Raw genomic sequence first — 18,812 nt, forward strand, 5'->3', positions numbered from 1 at the left:
GGGTTCGAGCTGTCAGACGTGCTGATGGCTACTACGCTCAGTTCTTAGTGGACTGGGATCGAAAAGAGGAGCATGAGTTTCAAGGCAAAATGACGGGAATCGACTTAGGGCTTAAAGAGTTCTACACTGATTCTGATGGGAATACTGTAGATAACCCTCGATACTTGAAGAAATCCGAGCGAAGATTAAAAAGCCTTCAGCGTCGGGTTTCTAAAAAACACGTCAGGGGTAAGAAACAGTCTAATAGATACCATAAAGTTCGTAAGGCTTTAGCTAAGCAACATCTTAAGGTAAGTAGACAGCGTGAAGACAAGGCTCGAAAAGATGCTTTGGCGCTAGTTAAGTCTAACGATTTAATTGTCTATGAGGACTTGAAGATACGCAACATGGTAAAGAATCATCACTTAGCTAAGTCCATCAGCGATGCTTCTTGGTATCAATTCACACAATGGCTTCAATATTTTGCCAAGGTTCACGGTGTCATTGTTATCGCTGTTCCACCTCACAACACGACTGTTGATTGTTCGTGCTGTGGAGTAAAGGTCAAGAAGACACTTAGTAATAGAACACATAAATGCAATAAGTGTGGGACAGTTTTAGACCGTGACCACAATGCCGCAAAGAACATTTTGGTAAAAGGATTCAAGTTGTTAGCCGAATATCTAAACAGTACCGTAGGGCATACGGAATCTGGAGCCAAAAGCTCTTTCATCGCAGGGAGAAACTAACCTCTGGCTCAAGAACGGAGACGCTTTTGCTCTAAGTTGGCTCGATGAACTGCGAACCAAGAATTCTTGGGAATCCCCACTATATTCGGTACTCCGAATTAGTGGTGGGAGGATGTCAATTCTGTAGTTTAGACTAAATAAAGATGAGAACGGTGGCAAAAGAAGAACTAGAGCCACCGCGCCGGGAGAGAATGAGGGTGAAATATAAACCCATCGACTCCCTAAATGAACAGTGAACGATTAAAGGAATTTCGTCAAGCAGCATACGAGTTATTGGTACTCGCCAAGGATTCAACATTTGAGCTGATGGATGCAGTAATGACAACCAGGAATGCGGCCTGTTTGGCGGAATTTTCACTCAGTCCGCTATTCAATCGTCAATGGCCAAGCATATACGGCTCTCCTGATTTTGAGGTTATAAGCCAGCCTTATTAATCCTCAATCCATTGCCCTATAAGGCTTTCAATTCAATCTTTTGATGAAGCTATCAGCAACCCCCCACTTTTTCACCAAAAGTCCAGGAGAGCCGCATATACGAAGCATTACAAGACAGTAGACCAGACCGGAAAAAACTGATGATGCTGTATCTCCAGCAATTACAGCAGGAAGCACCCGCAACGGAACACCTATTAGTGGCAATCGACCACACTGCATGGGGGAGACAGTCATGCCAAAACATTAAAAGACAGGTTCTTCCTTACTTGGTATGCTAAACAGACCTGTCCGCTAGCCTAAAAGCTTTGCTAGGTAATAAGTGTAGTCATTATCCTTAGCGTTTAAGGCTAAGAATACGGGCGACCCACGGCCAGAACCCTTTATTGTACAGCCAAGTTATGATGCTTAATTACAAGTTAAGCATAACAGGTAATGAAGAGCCTGATTTGTTTACTAATCCTATTCTTGTTTTGTTGTATTTGTTTTCTAAAATTTCATTTGCAATAAAGTGTCCAACATTCCCAGCGAATATTTGTTTGGCTTCACTTTTAGGAAAATAGTTTTTTTGTGAAAGGTAATTTCCATCTGCATCGCCTTCTATTACCATTGTAGGGCAGATAAAAAGATAATTAATATCGAGCGGTGCGATTTGTGTATAAGCTTCCCAATGGTCTGCCCGTTGATTTTTTAAGAATTCTGGCTGACCTGATAAATCTCTACGCAAGGTTTTGTTATCGTGCAAAGTAAGCCCTGAACCTGCAACTAAAATTAATCTTTGATTGGTTGAAACTAATCTTGATAACAATTTTCCGATTCGTGCTACTACCATTGTTGGGTCTTCGTAGTTTCGATTTCCAACTGCCGAAACAATTACATCAAAATGTTGAATTGCTTCTGCCATTTTGGTTTCATCATCGAGTTCTCCTGTAATAATTTTCACGTTTTCAGGGTATTCCGTTTGTCGGATGTAAACGGTTACTTCATTTCCTGCTTTGATATTTTCTTTTACAATTTGTTTTCCCATTAAGCCTGTTGCTCCGAAAACGATTACTTTTTTTGACATTGTTATTTAGTTTCCATAGCAAGTTATTTTCAGGAAAAAAAGCCGGGATTCAACTTGAGATATAGTCTACTAATTTTCACAAAAAGTAGACACTAAAGTTAAAAAAGTTAGACTAAAAAAGTTTGATGGCTGTGATTTTTCAAAAATACCACTAACATGAATCACATCTGCGGAATGTGGGATAGAAAATCATTTAGGATGGCTGTATACGATACCCCTTACGTAAGTCCTGACAATATCGAATAGTCGCTTGCTTAGAATGACAGAAGAGCGGTAATTAATCCTTTTGCTTGTATTGACTAATAAAAGACTTTAGCTGTTTTTCTTGAAACTTTTGAGCAAATTCACACAACTGCTCAGCAAAAGGAATAAAATTGGCATCCAAATTTTTTAAATGTTCGGCTTGTTTGATAATCGCTTTCAAATTGCCTTTCATAATTAAATCATAGAAAATATCAATTTCTTCTGGGGGTGGAGGAACTATAGCCGCAGCCGACGATAAGGCGCTATCTCGTTTAATATTTTTGGCAGGGGGAAAGACTTCAACTAACTGTTCGTAGAGCCAAGATAGCCCTAAATGCCTGTGCAACAATCTAAACAAATCAGAAGCTTCTACAGGTTTGGGAAGAAAAGCATCCGCCCCAGCATCTAAACTATTGTGCTGGTCAGTTTCAAACACTGAAGCTGAGGAGACAATTATTATCATATCTTTCAATTCTGGCAATTCACGCAGGCGGCGCATCAACTCAAAACCATTCATTTGGGGCATTACCAAGTCGGTGATAATAGCATCTGGCATTAATTCGCGAGCTTGCTCTAAACCTTCAATTCCATTGGTAGCTTCAACAACTATAAAGCCAATGGGTGCGAGCAAATTGACAATCACAGAGCGGTTTTCCCACCTATCATCTACTACGAGAATTTTGCGCTTGTTTCCTGTAAAGCCGACGATAGTTCCTGTTGGCTGCACTGTTGGTAAAACCTTTCCATCAGCCGCCATTGACAAACTCAAATCAAACCAGAACTTGCTGCCTACCTGCGGCTTGCTACTTACTAGGATGCTACTTCCCATTATTTCAATAATTGTTAAGCTAATTGCCAATCCTAAACCAGTTCCTTCTGCCATGCGGCGAGCCTCACCTACCTGTTCAAATGGCTGAAATATTTTCTGCATTTGTTCGCCCGTCATTCCCACGCCAGTATCTTCTATTTGAAAGCGGATTGTGTTAATATCTGTGAGTGCGGTCGCAGTTGATTCCAAACCTACCGATTCTACTACAGCCACTTTAAAAGTAACACTGCCTGCATCCGTAAATTTGACCGCATTACCCAGGAGATTGACTAACACTTGCCGCAAGCGTTTTTCGTCAGCTTCAACAATAATGGGGAGTGCAGAGTCAAATTGGCATTCTAAAGAAATGCCTTTCTGTTCGGCTTTAATGCGGCAGATTTCGCTGACTACCTGAAGAAATGCTAGGAAATAGAAATTTGTGGGATGGAGTTCCATTTTTCTAGCTTCAATTTTAGAAAGGTCTAAAATATCATTAATCAGAGTAAGCAAGTGCGAACCGCACTGGTAAATGATGTTAATCTCAGCAATTTGTTTGGGAGTTAAACTGCTATCTCGCTGGAGGATTTGAGCGTAACCTAAAATGCCGTTGAGAGGTGTTCGCAGTTCGTGACTCATGTTAGCTAGAAATTCACTTTTAGCTTGATTGGCAGCATCAGCAGCAGCTTTAGCTTCTTGCAGTACAATTTCTGCTATTTTGCGGTCTGTAATATCTTGAAAAGTTCCTTTCAATTTGACAGGAACATCATTTTTGTAGTGAGGCTGGCCGAGAACGTGAACCCACCGCTGATTTTTTTTACCCGTAACGAACTGCAACTCTATATCAAAAGGTTCTTTATTTGCGATCGCACTTTCGAGTGCTGGTTCCAAAATCTGTAAGGACTCAGATGGATAGAAAGCCTTTGCTGCTGCCATAGTTAACTGAAAACCTGAATCAACTTCATAAATGCGGTAAACTTCTTCTGTCCAAGCCAATTCTTCAGTTTCTAGATTGATTTCCCAGCCGCCAACTTTTGCTAGCTGTTGGGTTTGGTTGAGAAGTGCTTTGCTTTCTCGCAGTGCGGCAGTCCGTTCATCAACGCGCTGTTCTAACTCTTCGTTGGTTTTTTCTAAGGCAGTAAAAGACTCTTGTAATTGCTGTGCCATAAGATTGAACGATTCAGCTAAAATATCCAGTTCTCCAATCGATTCGACCTCTACTTTTTGGTTTAATTTTCCATTGGCTATTGCTCTACTTGCATCCCTCAAACGCAGAATTGGGTCGGCGATCCAGCTAGAGGTAAAAATTCCGATAGCGGTCGCCAGAAGTAATGCTAAAAAGCACAGTAAAATAGTAGTCTGGGTATTAGCATTGATTTGCTCCATGAAGTCCGATTCTGGGACTGCGACTACAATTAGCCAGTCGATACCGCGACCGTCTTTAAATGGTGTTACCTGTAGAAATTCCTGCTTGCCGTCCAAGTTTAACGTGAGTTGCTGGTTAGCATTAATTTTGCTTAAATTACCAAACCGATCGCTCAAATATTGGGATGAAATGCGAATCAAAGGCACGCTACTTTCAGTCGCTTTCATCCGCCGATAGACTTTTCCATCTTTACTAACTAAAAATGGCTTTTCTGAGGTTGAAGAAGCTACCATCAGTCCAGAGCGTTCCATGATGAATGTCTTTCCAGACTTACCAATTTTTAAACTATTTAGAAAATCGCGGGTTTCACTATCAAGTAGCTCCGTACCTAAAACACCTATCAAATTACCACTTGAATTGTAAACTGGCTGGCTAGCAGTAATTCCCAAATTCTGCCTTCCGAATACAATAAAAGGAGCGCTCCATATAGGTTTTCTTGCTGCAAGCGCTGCTTTATACCAGGGTCTAGTTCGCGCGTCAAAAACAGGGATAATTTTTTCCAGTTTTTTGCGATTGCCAAAACTATCTGTAGAGTACGACAAGAACTTACCGCTAGCAAATCCTTCTGTTATGCGAATATATAATTTGCTATTTTCTCCACGCTCAACTACAGTAATTCCTCCGAGAGGATTAGCAAAATAAATAGCATTGACTGATTCAAACACTTGAAGCTGATGCCAAAAGTAACGCTCCAAGCTAGTCTGATTCCGAACGTCCAACAAGTTTATATTAATAGTAGCGGCGAGGCTTTGATTGACTTGATGGGCGCTAGCAAGATAAGTTCTTAGATTCTGCTCAATGCGATCGCTAATTTCCCCCCGTAACTGAGCAGCAACATCGTTAACAGCTTTCTGTCCGTTGCGTAATGATAGCCATCCTGTTAACCCTACAGCAGCAAAAATTTGCAGTAAAAATGGCCCTACTAGAACAAGGCGGAGGGGGTATTTTCTGGAGCTAGAAGGAGTTGAGCGCATAATAGAACAGTCCAGCCATCGTGATATCAATGTTATCTTATGTTTGACAAAAACACAAGTAAAATATTGGGCTTTTTTGTTGCCACAATCGGCAATTATGACTGCTCTATTGGGATTTCAACAGTGAAGTCGGTACCCTGACCGAGTGTGGAAGTACAAGTGAGTTTTCCTCCATGTTTCTCTACCACAATTTGATAACTAATGCTCAATCCCAATCCTGTACCTTTACCTGCGGGTTTGGTTGTAAAGAAAGCTTCAAATAGTTGAGAAACTACTGTCTCTTCGATACCTGTACCGTTATCAGCAATGTGAATTTTTACTGAATTATCATTTGCTAATTCAGTGCTAATTGTAATTTTACAATTAGCAGTTTTTGCGGATTCGGAATTTACCATTTTATCTTCCAAGGCATCAATTGCATTGGCAATCAAATTCATAAAAACTTGATTTAACTGTCCCGCATAGCATTCCACTAACGGTAAATTGCCGTATTCTTTAACCACCTCAATCGCGGGGCGATCGCCACTTCCCTTCAGCCGATGGCGCAAAATTAAAAGAGTGCTATCTAGCCCTTCGTGAATGTTTACTGCTACCTTATTTGATGTATCCATTCTGGAGAAATTTCGCAAAGAGACACTAATACTACCAATTCTCTCGGCTCCTACCTTCATTGAAGCAATCATATTTGGCAGGTCTTCTAACAGGTAATCTAGCTCGATTTCTCGAGCATGAGCAGAAATCTGAGGGACTGGATTGGGATAACTTTGCTGATAAACTTCCAAATGATCGATCAGGTCTTTGATAGATTCAGAAGCGTGATTGAGATTGCCGAAAATAAAACTGAGTGGATTGTTAATTTCGTGAGCCACGCCCGCCACTAACTGACCCAAACTCGACATTTTTTCAGTTTGCACTAATTGAACTTGAGCTTGTTTTAAATTGTGTAAAGCCTGGGATAATTCAGCCGTTCGCTCTTGTACGCGCTGCTCTAGTTCCTGATTTTGTTTTTCAATTTTCTGAGTCAAGAAATGCAATTTTAGATGCAGTTTAACGCGAGCTAAAACCTCTTCTTGCTGAAAGGGTTTAGTTATATAATCCACTGCCCCTAAAGACAGACCTTTAACCTTATCAACGGTTTCAGACAGAGCGCTCGTAAAAATCACGGGAATGTCAGCAGTTAAAGGATTTGCTTTCAGGCGATCGCAAGTTTCAAACCCATCTATCCCCGGCATCATTATATCCAACAAAATTAAATCAGGGAGTGCATAGCCCACCTTTTCAATAGCACTTTCCCCATCTTGTGCCACCCAAACCTCAAAGGAGGCATCATCCAACAAATTATAAAGTACCCCTAAGTTATTAGAGTTGTCATCTACGATTAAAACAATATCTTTCTTTTCAGAATCGGCGTTCATTTATTTGGCTCTTCATTACCTGTTATGCTTAACTTGTAATTAAGCATCATAACTTGGCTGTACAATAAAGGGTTCTAGCCGTTGGTCGCCCGTATTCTTAGCCTCAAACGCTAAAAATAATGACTGCACTTATTACCTAGCTAGCAAAACTTTTAGGCTAGCGGACAGGTCTGTTTAGCATACCAAGTAAAGAAGAACCGGAATGTGGTTTAAAATACCAAATTCCAGCAGTTTCACCTACAAAAAGGCTGTCGCCTCCACTGCCAGCACGACCTATTAAAAGTCGTAATTATACCACAGTTAAAGAAAGCTGTCCTAGACGGAACTTTAGACCCATTTTTTTTACACGCAGCCTAAAAACTTTTATCCAGCATAGGCTGTAGCCATTACGATAATCGGTTTTAGGAGCTAGGAGCGTCAAACCCCCGCCACATCTAGATTATATTCTCAAAATTTTATATCCTAAATTTTACACCTACCGACTACTGCACGGTCAGGCAAACAACACAGTTCTACCTGCTGCGATTAACTGCTGATGCGCTCCATTTTATTGTTGATGTGCATCAAGTTTAGTTTTCATTCCGCCTAAGTTTCCACCAGCTTTGTCGCCAACCCAGCCCACTCGCCGCCGGGGGTTACTCCGACAATGTAGGCATCGATGCTGCGATCGCCAACTCGATAAACCTGCAACTGCGATAAGTTTTGCTTCAGGATGCTAACCAACTGCCGGAACCGCTGCACAGTTTCCCGTTCCTCTGCATCGTGCCAATCTTCCTCTGCGGTGGCGATCGCAAAGAATTCGTCAACCGTCCGCAGTTCTACGGGAGCGTCGGGTGGATGTTCGGTAAGTTGCAGCAGTATCGCCGGGGTTAGCTCTCCCTGTGCCTGCCAGCGAACGACCTCGAAGGGCGCGTCGGTTTCGCTGAGGAAGAGCAAACCCTCGGCAGCTTGTTTGAGTTGGGTGGCGATCGAGTTAGTCATGGTGGCTGTTGATTAGCTGAAACCCAGGCAAGTTAGAGATTTTAAGGATTGGTTGAGTTGGGGCGAACGCATCCATCAACGCTGACTGAATAATCTTTCACAAGTGTAAACCATCGTTGTCTGTAGGTTTTGGTGTCTCAGCAATTCTAGAATCGTCCTGATGTGGCAACTAGGCTCTAGTAAATGAGATGCAGTAAAACTTCGCTCTATGGTGGAGTTTTACCGCACACTCGAATCATCAAAGATATGAAAGCCTAGTCTTCATTCAATCTTCCAATCGTCCAGGGGGTGTGAAGCAACACTTCTTTTTCCCCAACGTAATGCAGTAATCACCCTCATCAGGGTAAAACCGCTTTAAAGAAAACTCACGTTCTGTTTCTTGCAATTGATTAACTGCATCTAGGCGAATCAGAGCTGTACCTAATTCTGTAAGGCTGTGATTTTGTGCCAATTGTTCAAAAGATAATGTCTTATTTGATCGCAAAAGTATGATCTCTGCATCAGACAAGCTCAAGCCAAGTTTATCCGCGAATGCTTCACGGATATTATCATTAATGTTGGATTCATTCTCTGAGGTAAGCATAATTTGTGAGCGAGGATATACAAAAGATATTTGACACAAATATAACATTAAAGACTCCCGGAATCCGGAGGAACTTGAAACATAGTAGTTGTGAAGACAGCCTTATGCAAAATGATTATGAGTATTTATTCTCCCTCACCTCATCGAAAGCAACAGCAACAACGTGATTCGGAAGTAGTAAAAACTATTAAAGGGAAAAACGTTCGAGGATATTGTTGGAACAAAGCTAATTTACATGAAGCAAATTTCGTAAAAATTCAAGCAGGAGTTCCAATTACCTGGGTAATTTTTCAAACAGTGGGATTAACTGGGCTAGCAGGTGTGACTGGGATTTTGTCAGCATTGGCGGCAATTTGGGGGACAGGTCTGATCGGGTCAAAAGCCGCATCTTTGCCTACGACATTTTTGGGTTTGGGAATTATAATTTTGGTAGTTGTCGGATTATTGCTGACTGCTAAACGAGGTTTTACTGATTTTTTGGGATTTAGTCTCATAACTTTATCCGTCTCCAGCATTTTGTTTATATTTTTAAAAACTTCATTACTTATTGATGCTTTTGTTTACATTTCATTTACAGTAACCAGTGAATTATTAGCGCTTTGGCTAGGTGCTATGACCTTTGCTGCTAGTCGATCAATTTCTAAAAGACTATTAACTATTCTGAGTAGTTCAGCTTTAGCAGGCATAGGAATTACTCTAAACCTTGTCAGTCAAGTAAGTTCTGACATCAAACCTAATTGGATAGATGTTACGATCGCCACAGCTATCCTACTTACAGGTGCAATCATTGGTTGGAAAGCATTTGAACCTAGCAGTCGGTTCCCAGGAATTGCCCGATTAGCAATCAACTTAACGGCAATTGCAGGCACATCATTTCAAGGAGCAAACCTCACTGAAGCAGACTTCTCTCAAGCAAATCTAAAGCATACAGATTTTCGCAATGCTAACTTGATGCGAACATCTTGGTACGATGTACAAGGATTAGAATTTGCCAGATTGGAAAACACTTACCTCGCCAATCCCAAAATTCGACAATTGGTCATCACGCTCAAAGGAGAGTTTCAAAACTTTGATGGCTTGAATTTGGAAGGCGTGAACCTGCAAGATGCATATCTGCAAGGTGCCAGTTTTATAGGAACAAACCTCAACAACGCTAATTTGCGGGATGCCAATCTGTCCAGAGCCATCCTGAAGCAAGCGCAACTCGACGGTACAGATATGACGGGAGCAATTCTCACGGGAGCTTGTATCGAAGATTGGGGAATTACAGGTAGCACGAACTTAGAAGGTTTGAAATGTGGCTATGTATTTATGCGTCTTAAAACCACACGTAATCCCAACCGATTGCGAAAACCGGATAACTGGGGAGAAACTTTCGCTGGAGGAGATTTTGCAGATTTCATTAAGCCTTACGTGGATACTCTAGATTTGTACCACAGTCAGGATATTGACCCCCGCGCTATCTCTATTGCACTTAAAAACTTATCAACCAACCATCCAGAGCAAGAGCTACGGTTTGTGGCGATCGAACGGCGGGGCGACAAGGGCTTGAATCTCAGGTTTACAACTGCACCGGGAGCCGACAAATCTGAGTTAAGCCGCGAGTATTTTACAGAGTACGCTCGAATCAAAAAGGAATTACCGATCGCCGTTCAGTTAAAACTAGCGGAACAAGACGGTGAAATTCGTACCCTTAAGGGAACCATCGAGCAGTTTATTAAAATAGGTACGCATCAATCTAAGATTCAAGCAGAAACAATTCAAATCGTTCAAGGAGAATTAATTATGACTCAAAATAAGGGAATCAACATTCGTTCGGGCGGTGGCAGCATTGGCGACATCAGCGGCTTAGTTGGCGGTGATGGGGTCGTTAATTTGGGTACGATTAGCGGCAACGTGACTAACACGATCGAGGGGTTGCCAGATGCGTCCGAACCCGATGAACCCAACATCAAAGAACTCCTGACACAGCTCCAACAAATCATCGAAAATGATTCGGATTTATCAGAGCCTGACAAAGCGGATTTATTAGAGCAGGTGCAAGCTTTGGCAGAAGCTAAGCAAACAGAGGAACCTGCTAAAAAGGAAGGGCTGACACGAAAAGCGAGGAAGATGTTTGAGGCAACATTGAGCAGTTTGCCCCAGACTGCCAGCATTGTAGAGGCGTGCAGCAAGTTATTGCCAACAATCTTGAAGGCATTAGGCTTGCCTGCGTAGCGTTGCAGTATTTGTAAGCATAGCTGTAGTTACCTGCAACATTAATTTGCTACAGCTAACCGATTCCTGTGGTGTCAGGAAGTTTTCGCCGCTGGCAAAATGCAATTTTGAAATACTTTTGCTATGAGGTTTTAAAAAATCAAGTTTCTTGGTGGCGAAAAAATAAAGACACTAACAAGATTAAATAAGCCGTTCCCTCACCAGGAACCTGTGCGATCCAAGAAAGGCGAGAATGCTGGCGATGACCAGCGCAGTGGAAGGCTGCCCTCTACCCGATAGCCACGATCGAGGTGGAAGCGAAACAATCGCTCTGCTCCCTCGTAGTCATTGATTAGGGCCCCTTCCCAAATCACTTCGGCCGTGCCTGTGAGATAGAGCAGGTTGCCTCGATCGAAATCCACAAATAGCAGTCCTGCACTGGGATTCAACTCTAGGTTGCCAAAGGTATTAAACTGACAATTGCCAGAGAAGTCAGGAACGGTCAGCGTACAGTCATCATCGGGCCGCACAAAGCCTGGTTTGCCACCGCGATGAGAAACATCTACCCCACTAGCAATGCCTGCCGATGTATTTTGATAAGCGGTTGCAATAGACCTCTTGCGAAAGTCGGGACAAAATAAGAGAAAATAGTGAAAGAGTTAATGTAAAATTATGAACTACAAAGAGGTAAAAAAATTAAGCCCAGCAGAGTTTAGGCGTTGCTGCGGGGTAAAGCCAGAGACATTTGAACAGATGGTGAAAGCGGTAGCAGCAGAAAAAATACTACAAACTAAGCCGGGAAGACCAAGCAAATTAAGTATGGAAGATCAAGTATTAATGACCCCCTGGCTATTGGAGAGAATATCGTACCTACTTTCATTTGGGAACGGGCTGGGGAATTGATGAAGCAAATGCTTATAGAATCATCAAAAAAGTGGAGAATATTTTAATTAAGTCAGGACTGTTTAATTTACCAGGGAAAAAAGCACTTGTCAACAGGGAACTCAAAATTGAAGCCGTGGTAGTGGATGTAGCAGAACAGGAGATAGAAAGACAAAAAAAAACAGAAATCCTACTACAGCGGTAAGCAGAAGTGCCATACAATAAAATCTCAAGTCGTAGCCAACCCAAAAAATAGAGAAATCATCTGTATTGATTGTGACCAAGGGAAAGTGCATGATTTTCTCCTGTGGAAAAAGAGTAAGATTCGTTTAGACAAAGAACAGGAGTTTTTGGGAGACAAAGGCTATCAAGGAATTCAAAAACTCCATCAAAAAAGTCGAACTCCACATAAAAAGAGGAAAAAGAAAGAGTTAACCGTAGAAGAAAAGAAAGCTAATCGCCAGTAAGCAAAGGAGCGAATAATTATCGAACATATTCATCGCCCTCTCAAAAGATTTTGGATACTTTTGTCCCGATACATAAATCGAAGAAAACGATTGGGTTTGAGACTAAATTTGATTGCTGGTATCTATAATTATGAACTTATTCGCCAATAATAAAGAGAAATTTTGAATTACTTTCGCAAGAGGTTTATTATATTGGTCGAAAAACATATGGATTTATTGGAGTGTATTGTCTGATAACTTGAGCAAGTTATTGTCAGGAAAAAAAGCCGGGATTCAACTTGAGATATTGTCTACTAATTTTCACAAAAAGTAGACACTAAAGTTAAAAAAGTTAGACTAAAAAAGTTTGATGGCTGTGATTTTTCAAAAATACCACTAACATGAATCACATCTGCGGAATGTGGGTTAATAATTAGTAAACAAGTGAATATATTCGCCATCGCAAGGCTAGCGCTCCTTGATGATTCTTGAGATAAATTCGCCGCCCAACGAGCGGTTATACTTCACAAGGCGAGCTGTTTTGTGCCACCAGTAATACCAAATGTCAATTACTCAAGAAAACAGTGCAACTTTCCTCCGTTTGTCAGCAACCGGAGAAATAAATTTTAGCCGCTCTCAATAGGGTGTTGTCCAGTCTAATTAAGGATCGCGAATTAAATAACTTACAATTTTAATTGTTATTGTGGGATGGGCGTCCCGCCCGTCCAAAAAGGGCGGGCGGGACACCCCACTTTCAAGAGTGTAAGTTATTTAATTCTCATTCCTAATGTCGCCGATTTTTGCTAAATATAATAAGCTGTTACGCATTTAAACCACCGGGCGGGGCCTGTAGGGTGCGTCAGCTAGAACACTTACGCTTACAAGGGAAACGAGAAAGGAGCCGTGGCACCCTACAATACTATTTTAAATGCGTAACAGCTTAAGCTGTTGTGCATTTAAATTGTATATTTCGAGTCCCGATCGAACAATCGTCAAATCCTCTCCCCCTCTCCCCTTCTCCCCCTCTCCCTCTCTAATACCATAGGCAATCTAGATGCAACACAGCTTAGCAAGTAGTCGCACATAAACCGTAGTTATGTGCGACTATCAGAGATAGGGCCTAATACGTGAGAAGCAGAAATAATATCTACTTACGAAGAATCGTCGTTATAAATTCCACTCAATCTCCGGAAAAAGACTAGACTTGAGCGCAGACATATTCAGTAAAACTATCTCTATATTGCCACTGCGTTTACAAATAAAGATGGCTATAGTTAGCCTTACTGATTTTGGCAATGAAGCGGGTATTCCATCCCGCTCAATTGCGGCTCAATACCCTCTTGCTGCTAAATGCAAAGCGCGTTAGAGCGAGTCGATCTCGGAGGAATTATGATGAACCTAAATTTAGATACTATTTTCTCATCGCTGATGAACCCGGCTCTCAACGAGTTTCAGGTTTGGGCTCTGCAAAACCCGGAAGAAAGTCTCAGCAAAACGATGCTACCGCCGATCGCCCTGATTGAGGGTTTGATTGCCAACGAACCTACGTATTTGCAAGTAAAACGGCTGGCTTTCGGAGCCAATTTTTGCTGCGCGGGGCAAGTCGTGATGGGAGAGTTTGCAACGCTGGAAAAAGCACTCACATCGCCCCAGGCGCGCGGATGGCGGCTAGGTACTTCTGTACTCGATCCCGATCGCGCGCCAAACCAAGATGTCGGCGGTAGGAACCTTTTCCTGCTGTCTTTGTCCGATCGCGAAACTGACGGTAGCAGCAACCACGCGGCATTCCGAAGCTGTATGCAGAAGTATCTCTTCAACAGTGCCACAACCGATCGCCAGCAAGACGAAATCGCCCGACGGTTGCTCGATCGGCTAGCCGCAGATTATGCCGAGATGTCGCACGGTGCGGGGGGAGCGTTTTTTACCGATGTCAAGCGCGGTTGGATGGGATTTTTAGTGCGATACCTGCACTACGTCATCTTTGGGATTAATCCAGACAATCAGGAGTCGATCGAACTTCTCACCGAATTGCATTACACCCGCCAAAGCCCGCTGCACTACTTCGCCGTCGTCGGCAACCTCTTGCAAAGCCTGAACCTGTTCGGGCACGGGGATTTGTCGGCTCTAATCGAGCGTGCAGCGACTATCTATGAAAATTCCCCAGCTTTAGCCGACTTCCAAGAGGAGAGCTCGGAAAACAACGGCATGACTAAGCGGGAATTGGCGAAGCTGATGACATCGATTATGGGCATAGCGGGACTGCAAGGCCCCCTGCACCTAGGCTACACGGCAATGGGATACCGCCCTCTCCCCGCCTATAAAGGACAGCAGACGGCCGAAATTAACCCGACTGATTTTTGGGATCGGCTCGATTTGGACGATCGCCAGTCGATCGAGCTTTTCCTGCTGGAATGCGCCCGCCTCTGGGCCCCCGTAGGCGCCACCCACCGAGTCGCGACAGAGCCTTTCACCGCAACGGTAGCGGGCAAAGAGCGCACTTTCCCCGCCGGAACCAAGGTACTGATACCGCTGAGTTTGGGGCTGCTAGACGAGAGCTTCTGGGGCTCGACGGTATACGAATTCAACGCTAAGCGGGAGAACCTGTGTCCTTTTCATATGGGCTTTCATTCAGTGGGCGATCGCAGCGCGGGACGGATTTGCCCCGGTAAAGACATCGCATTGAAGATGCTCGTGGATGTCGTGAGTACCGTTGGCAAAGTCAGGCGATCGTAAAAGCCAAGATGCCTGTTCCACAAGACATGAAATTTCTTGTGGAGTGGGCGTCCCGCCCGCCCTTGAAAAGAAGTCCACCTTCACGGACTAATAAATAAAGGGGGTATCTAATAGGACACGAAATCACAGCTATTTTGAGGTTAAATAATACCATGTTAATCGAAAAAAAGCAATTAAAAGACATCGCGAATTGGATGAAAGTAGAATATCCAGCCGAGTTACCCGAAGTCTTGCAAGGTATCTTCTTTATGGACGGGAACGGTTTGCCAGACGATTGTCTGACGGTGCAAAGTGCAGAATGGAATGCGGACAATCTGACATTATTGCTGCGTGTTTTCGATCCAGTTATCTGGACATTTCATTCATCAATGGCGGGACGGATGTTACTTGAGTTCGTCAAGTTTTCTCGCTTCAATTACTTGTTCGGCTTCGATGCAACTTTGCAGCACGGACACATCACGCCGATCGTGTTTGGATGGTCTCTGCCGCAGTGGCTTGTAGATTTTTCGATCGATCGAGATCCGAGCACTCCAAATGGGGATATCTGGAATCGCACAAACTCCTTTTTTGGCAGACCTCCTGACAGCGGATATACACTTCGCCGAGTTGCAGACAAAGATGGGAACCACACATCAGCGTTTCAAGAGATGCTGTCTAAAGTTGACAGTGATTGTTTAATCATTGCCAAAGAGTGAAAATATTTAGAAAAATTACTAAATCCGCCTCTTAATTAGGCGGGTTTTGTCGATCGAAGCGGCGGGATTTGAATCAACGACCCACTAATCCCAAGTTAGATTTGCTAGCCTTTGACACTCCCCAGCTAAGCTAATCCGCATTTAAATTGCATAGTCAAATAAATTTTTCCTCTTGTGGGGTGGGCATCTTGCCCGCCCTCAACATACAAATTAAATGTACAACAGCTTATCAGGCGTGGGGATTCTTAATTCATCGACATTCCTTAAAATGTTCTGTCCTTGCGGCAGTCTTTAAACCTGATACCCGTTCAATTGAACCAAGCACCGAGTCTAACTCAGAAACATCCCAGCGGGATCATCTCCAAAAGCGTACGCTTGATAGAAGCAAGCGAGTTCGGGTATGCCTACCCTACTTAACAATTCCCAGTAGAAAAGTTAGTTTTGCTGGATTGAAACCTACATTTTCGGTTTCGGCTGTTTATAGTGTTTTCGCCGCACTTTGTCCCCCGGTTTCTGCGTAAAAGTGTGTCTTATGTCCTGTTTCACGATCGCATTGCGAGTTTAACCTTGACTATTATATTATAGCAAGCATACATTCCGAGGAAAAATCGGACAATCTGAAAAAGTTTTTTGGAGTAAAGCCGTCCTATAAGGACGGGGTTTTAGACCCAATTTATTGATAAATATTTTGGTGCTCCTCCTAACAATTGGGATCGAGATAAAACTTTTTATAATGTGCTCCAAAAGCTTGCAGTAAGAGAAGTTGAGGGGTCAAAGTAGGACTTTTGACGTTTCCCTACTCTTTTTTATGGAGAATAGCGGGCTCGAACCGCTGACCCCTACAATGCCATTGTAGTGCTCTACCAACTGAGCTAATTCCCCTTTCTTTTCGCGCTCTCAATCATGCCTTAACTGACCCATATTTGTCAAGCTTTTTGGGTAAATTAGTTTTTAACCCTTGATTGGCAAGGCTTTCGGCTTGTTTTCAAAAAATATCCTCGCTTCTGGACAATGGTCAATCCCTACTATGATTTAGTAAGTGTGTTGGGATATTTCGGTTAAATGGCTCAAACAAGACCCCATGAGGAAGTAGACGACTACCAGGGCCGCGGCTGAGACAGCAACTAGGGTGCCGGCTAGCATTAGTGAAAATTCCCGTTGCGCGATCGCCTCCTGCATTAAGTGCAAAGACCAGGCAACGAGGGCAACGTCAATTATTAAAATAGAAACCAGCATAAGTTACGATTTGTAACAGCTCACCTATTGTAACAAAACTTTGGGCTGCGTGCAGATCGGCTCAGGCGTATTTAACTTTTGCTGTAAAACCCGGAGGGAGCAGCGGAAAGCTAGTGAGAAAAAATTATAGCTTTTGGTGATAATTACAATATGCAAAGTAAATGAGAGCTAGCTCAGCTTTAGTGGTGGCGTTTTTGCGATCGCAGCGGGGAAACGGGCTTTTTTGGGGTAGGTGTGTTAGGGAAACCCGGGCCTGCGGGAGGCTCATCAACGAAGAGGATCGCCCGTTTTGAGTGTAGCTGGATGGGAGAATGGCAAAACCTAAGATCGCGATCGACTCTTTTGGTGATGAATCGGTTGATCGAGAATTCGTGAAGAGCGATGCGGTTCAAGATTACAGTCGAGTTTAACTAAAAAGAGTTACGCACTCCGCCAAAGAAACCGGGTTTTTTGCTGAATCTGTGGGCTGAAACGAATGATTTTCGGAAAAAATCCGGTTTCTGACCATCTGTAAATCAGCCATATTTATGACATACTATTTACTAACGCTTGCTTAAAATCCGTCGCACTTTTATAATAAATATCAGGATTGTCAATTAAAGCTAAGTCAATAACTTTAGCTAGCGGTTTGGGAATTGCAGAAGTGCGATCGCCAATCGGAACAGCATCACTTTGCAAAACCGCCAAAAACGGGTCTTGACCCTGCAAATTGCGCGGCAAACACCCAGTCAACATCGCATACAAACAAGCCGCCGCCGCCCACACATCAACCTCCGGCTGCACGTACTTAAAATTAATCACCTGCTGTCGCGGCATAAAACCGAGAGTCCCCACCGCGCTTCCCGTCAGAGTTTGACCGCTTAATCCCGCCAAATCAAAAGCCTTTGCTAAGCCATAATCCCCAACTTTCGCAACTTGTTTCCCGCCCACATTCGCCAGAAAAATATTCCCCGGCTTCAAATCGCGGTGAATCAAACCCTGTCCTTTACCAAAACTGCCATCAGCCAATTTTACATTCGGAATTTCCACATTGTGCGTGTAAGATAAACCATCTAAAACTTGCAAAATAATCGCCACAGCTTCATCCACAGGCAAAGTTCTAACACCGCGTTTTTCCATCAAATCAACAACACTGCCACCATTGCAGAATTCCATCGTAAAAAAGAAAGTTTCATCAGCATAACCCGACTCTTTTAAACTTACCACATTGGGATGCTTTAAATATTTCATATTTTCAACTTCCCGCAAAAACCAATTGACAGCCCGCTGATTCGCCGCTACTTTTGGCAGCATTACTTTCAGGGCAATTTGTTCTTTTGTCCGCTTATGTTCTGCCAGATACACTAAACTAAAACCACCTTTACCCAACTCCTTCCGCAACACATAATCGCCGAGAACTCCGATATTCTTGTCACCACCGACAGCTTTTAACAGAAAAGCTTTGAGCATTTCCCACAGTTGCGGTTGATTTGGGGGAATAGTCGGGGGTTTTTCCGATTTGATAGTTTTAGCAATTTCCGGGTCAAGGGCAATGCCAACTCGAAAGAAAGTATCGCTGAGTTTGAATTCATCTCCGCCTTGCAAGTCAAATTCTGGGAATTTGATATTTGCGGCTTGTTCGGGAGTTTGATGTGCTTCTCGCTGACCAATTTTTTCGCCATTAACAAACGTGCCATTTTTGCTACCAAAATCCCGCACTCGGATGTCGGGAGGATTGATATCTAGCAAGCAGTGATAGCGAGAAATCGTGCGGTGTTTGTCATCGTCGGGAATTTTTGGATAGCAATCTTTGGCGCGGCCGATGATGCAAGTTGTGCGGGTTTCAAAGGTAAATTCTTGACCTTTGAGATTGCCTTCTGTGATGGTGAGGGTGATTTTTTAACTCATATAAATTATAGATTTTGGGTTATTCAATTTGGGATTTTGGATGCTCGAAACTCTTGCTCCCCACCCTTAACAAAGGGCTAACTC

The 18,812-nt window shown here is 43.1% G+C and carries 12 protein-coding genes, 1 tRNA gene and 1 pseudogene; 5 read left to right on the plus strand and 9 right to left on the minus strand.

The genetic code is table 11. The features are described from left to right. Nucleotides 1–728: RNA-guided endonuclease InsQ/TnpB family protein (locus QUB70_RS09890; protein WP_332979984.1), on the plus strand; the 728-nt coding region annotated here is incomplete at its 5' end. Between the two features lie 844 nt (nt 729–1,572). Here the strand turns inward: QUB70_RS09890 and QUB70_RS09895 are convergent. The 5 genes from QUB70_RS09895 to QUB70_RS09915 all read right to left on the minus strand — a co-directional run bounded on the left by QUB70_RS09895 (nt 1,573) and on the right by QUB70_RS09915 (nt 8,653). After that, nucleotides 1,573–2,226, minus strand: coding sequence for an NAD(P)-dependent oxidoreductase (locus QUB70_RS09895; RefSeq protein WP_332979985.1), 654 nt, complete (start codon nt 2,224–2,226; stop codon nt 1,573–1,575). A gap of 277 nt (nt 2,227–2,503) precedes the next feature. Next, a complete protein-coding gene (locus QUB70_RS09900; protein WP_332979986.1) occupies nt 2,504–5,674 on the minus strand; it encodes an ATP-binding protein in 3,171 nt (1,056 codons plus the stop codon). 95 nt (nt 5,675–5,769) lie between these two features. Continuing rightward, nucleotides 5,770–7,089 (minus strand): hybrid sensor histidine kinase/response regulator, encoded by a 1,320-nt coding sequence (locus tag QUB70_RS09905; protein WP_332979987.1) that lies wholly within the window; start codon nt 7,087–7,089, stop codon nt 5,770–5,772. 585 nt (nt 7,090–7,674) lie between these two features. Beyond that, the gene (locus QUB70_RS09910; protein ID WP_332979989.1) at nt 7,675–8,070 is read right to left on the minus strand and encodes a nuclease A inhibitor family protein; all 396 of its coding nucleotides are present in this window, start codon (nt 8,068–8,070) and stop codon (nt 7,675–7,677) included. Between the two features lie 265 nt (nt 8,071–8,335). Further along, nucleotides 8,336–8,653 carry a hypothetical protein gene (locus QUB70_RS09915; RefSeq protein ID WP_332979990.1) on the minus strand — a complete coding sequence of 106 codons (318 nt, stop codon included), beginning with the start codon at nt 8,651–8,653 and terminating at the stop codon, nt 8,336–8,338. A 117-nt stretch (nt 8,654–8,770) separates the two neighbouring features. On the opposite strand from QUB70_RS09915, the gene QUB70_RS09920 reads away from it, so the two are divergent. Continuing rightward, entirely contained in the window at nt 8,771–10,870 is a 2,100-nt protein-coding gene (locus QUB70_RS09920) for a pentapeptide repeat-containing protein (protein WP_332979991.1), read from the plus strand. A gap of 197 nt (nt 10,871–11,067) precedes the next feature. Here QUB70_RS09920 and QUB70_RS09925 read toward each other — a convergent pair whose 3' ends face one another. Further along, complete coding sequence (locus QUB70_RS09925; RefSeq protein ID WP_442927752.1) at nt 11,068–11,379, minus strand: hypothetical protein; 312 nt, start codon at nt 11,377–11,379, stop codon at nt 11,068–11,070. A gap of 142 nt (nt 11,380–11,521) precedes the next feature. Here QUB70_RS09925 and QUB70_RS09930 point away from each other — a divergent pair. From QUB70_RS09930 to QUB70_RS09940, 3 genes and pseudogenes are all read left to right on the plus strand, one after another. After that, a pseudogene (locus QUB70_RS09930) lies at nt 11,522–12,348 on the plus strand (IS5 family transposase). Between the two features lie 1,218 nt (nt 12,349–13,566). Then, the gene (locus QUB70_RS09935; RefSeq protein WP_332979993.1) at nt 13,567–14,910 is read left to right on the plus strand and encodes a cytochrome 450; all 1,344 of its coding nucleotides are present in this window, start codon (nt 13,567–13,569) and stop codon (nt 14,908–14,910) included. Between the two features lie 152 nt (nt 14,911–15,062). Next, nucleotides 15,063–15,605 carry a hypothetical protein gene (locus QUB70_RS09940; protein ID WP_332979994.1) on the plus strand — a complete coding sequence of 181 codons (543 nt, stop codon included), beginning with the start codon at nt 15,063–15,065 and terminating at the stop codon, nt 15,603–15,605. A gap of 809 nt (nt 15,606–16,414) precedes the next feature. On the opposite strand, the gene QUB70_RS09945 is transcribed toward QUB70_RS09940, so the two are convergent. From QUB70_RS09945 to QUB70_RS09955, 3 genes are all read right to left on the minus strand, one after another. Continuing rightward, nucleotides 16,415–16,487 (minus strand) — tRNA-Ala (locus QUB70_RS09945). Nucleotides 16,488–16,637: 150 nt separating this feature from the next. Beyond that, nucleotides 16,638–16,841, minus strand: a complete 204-nt coding sequence (locus QUB70_RS09950) for a hypothetical protein (protein ID WP_006631616.1) — start codon at nt 16,839–16,841, stop codon at nt 16,638–16,640. A 525-nt stretch (nt 16,842–17,366) separates the two neighbouring features. Further along, entirely contained in the window at nt 17,367–18,716 is a 1,350-nt protein-coding gene (locus QUB70_RS09955) for a protein kinase domain-containing protein (protein ID WP_332980026.1), read from the minus strand. Nucleotides 18,717–18,812 lie beyond the last annotated feature (96 nt).

The organism is Microcoleus sp. A003_D6, assembly GCF_036702825.1.
Lineage (GTDB): Bacteria > Cyanobacteriota > Cyanobacteriia > Cyanobacteriales > Microcoleaceae > Microcoleus.

Coding starts and splice junctions, on each gene's coding strand:
- QUB70_RS09950 (WP_006631616.1), bottom strand. CDS start 16,841: ATGCTGGTTTCTATTTTAATAATTGACGTTGCCCTCGTTGCCTGGTCT.
- QUB70_RS09935 (WP_332979993.1), top strand. CDS start 13,567: ATGATGAACCTAAATTTAGATACTATTTTCTCATCGCTGATGAACCCG.
- QUB70_RS09895 (WP_332979985.1), bottom strand. CDS start 2,226: ATGTCAAAAAAAGTAATCGTTTTCGGAGCAACAGGCTTAATGGGAAAA.
- QUB70_RS09915 (WP_332979990.1), bottom strand. CDS start 8,653: ATGCTTACCTCAGAGAATGAATCCAACATTAATGATAATATCCGTGAA.
- QUB70_RS09920 (WP_332979991.1), top strand. CDS start 8,771: ATGAGTATTTATTCTCCCTCACCTCATCGAAAGCAACAGCAACAACGT.
- QUB70_RS09910 (WP_332979989.1), bottom strand. CDS start 8,070: ATGACTAACTCGATCGCCACCCAACTCAAACAAGCTGCCGAGGGTTTG.
- QUB70_RS09940 (WP_332979994.1), top strand. CDS start 15,063: ATGTTAATCGAAAAAAAGCAATTAAAAGACATCGCGAATTGGATGAAA.
- QUB70_RS09900 (WP_332979986.1), bottom strand. CDS start 5,674: ATGCGCTCAACTCCTTCTAGCTCCAGAAAATACCCCCTCCGCCTTGTT.
- QUB70_RS09905 (WP_332979987.1), bottom strand. CDS start 7,089: ATGAACGCCGATTCTGAAAAGAAAGATATTGTTTTAATCGTAGATGAC.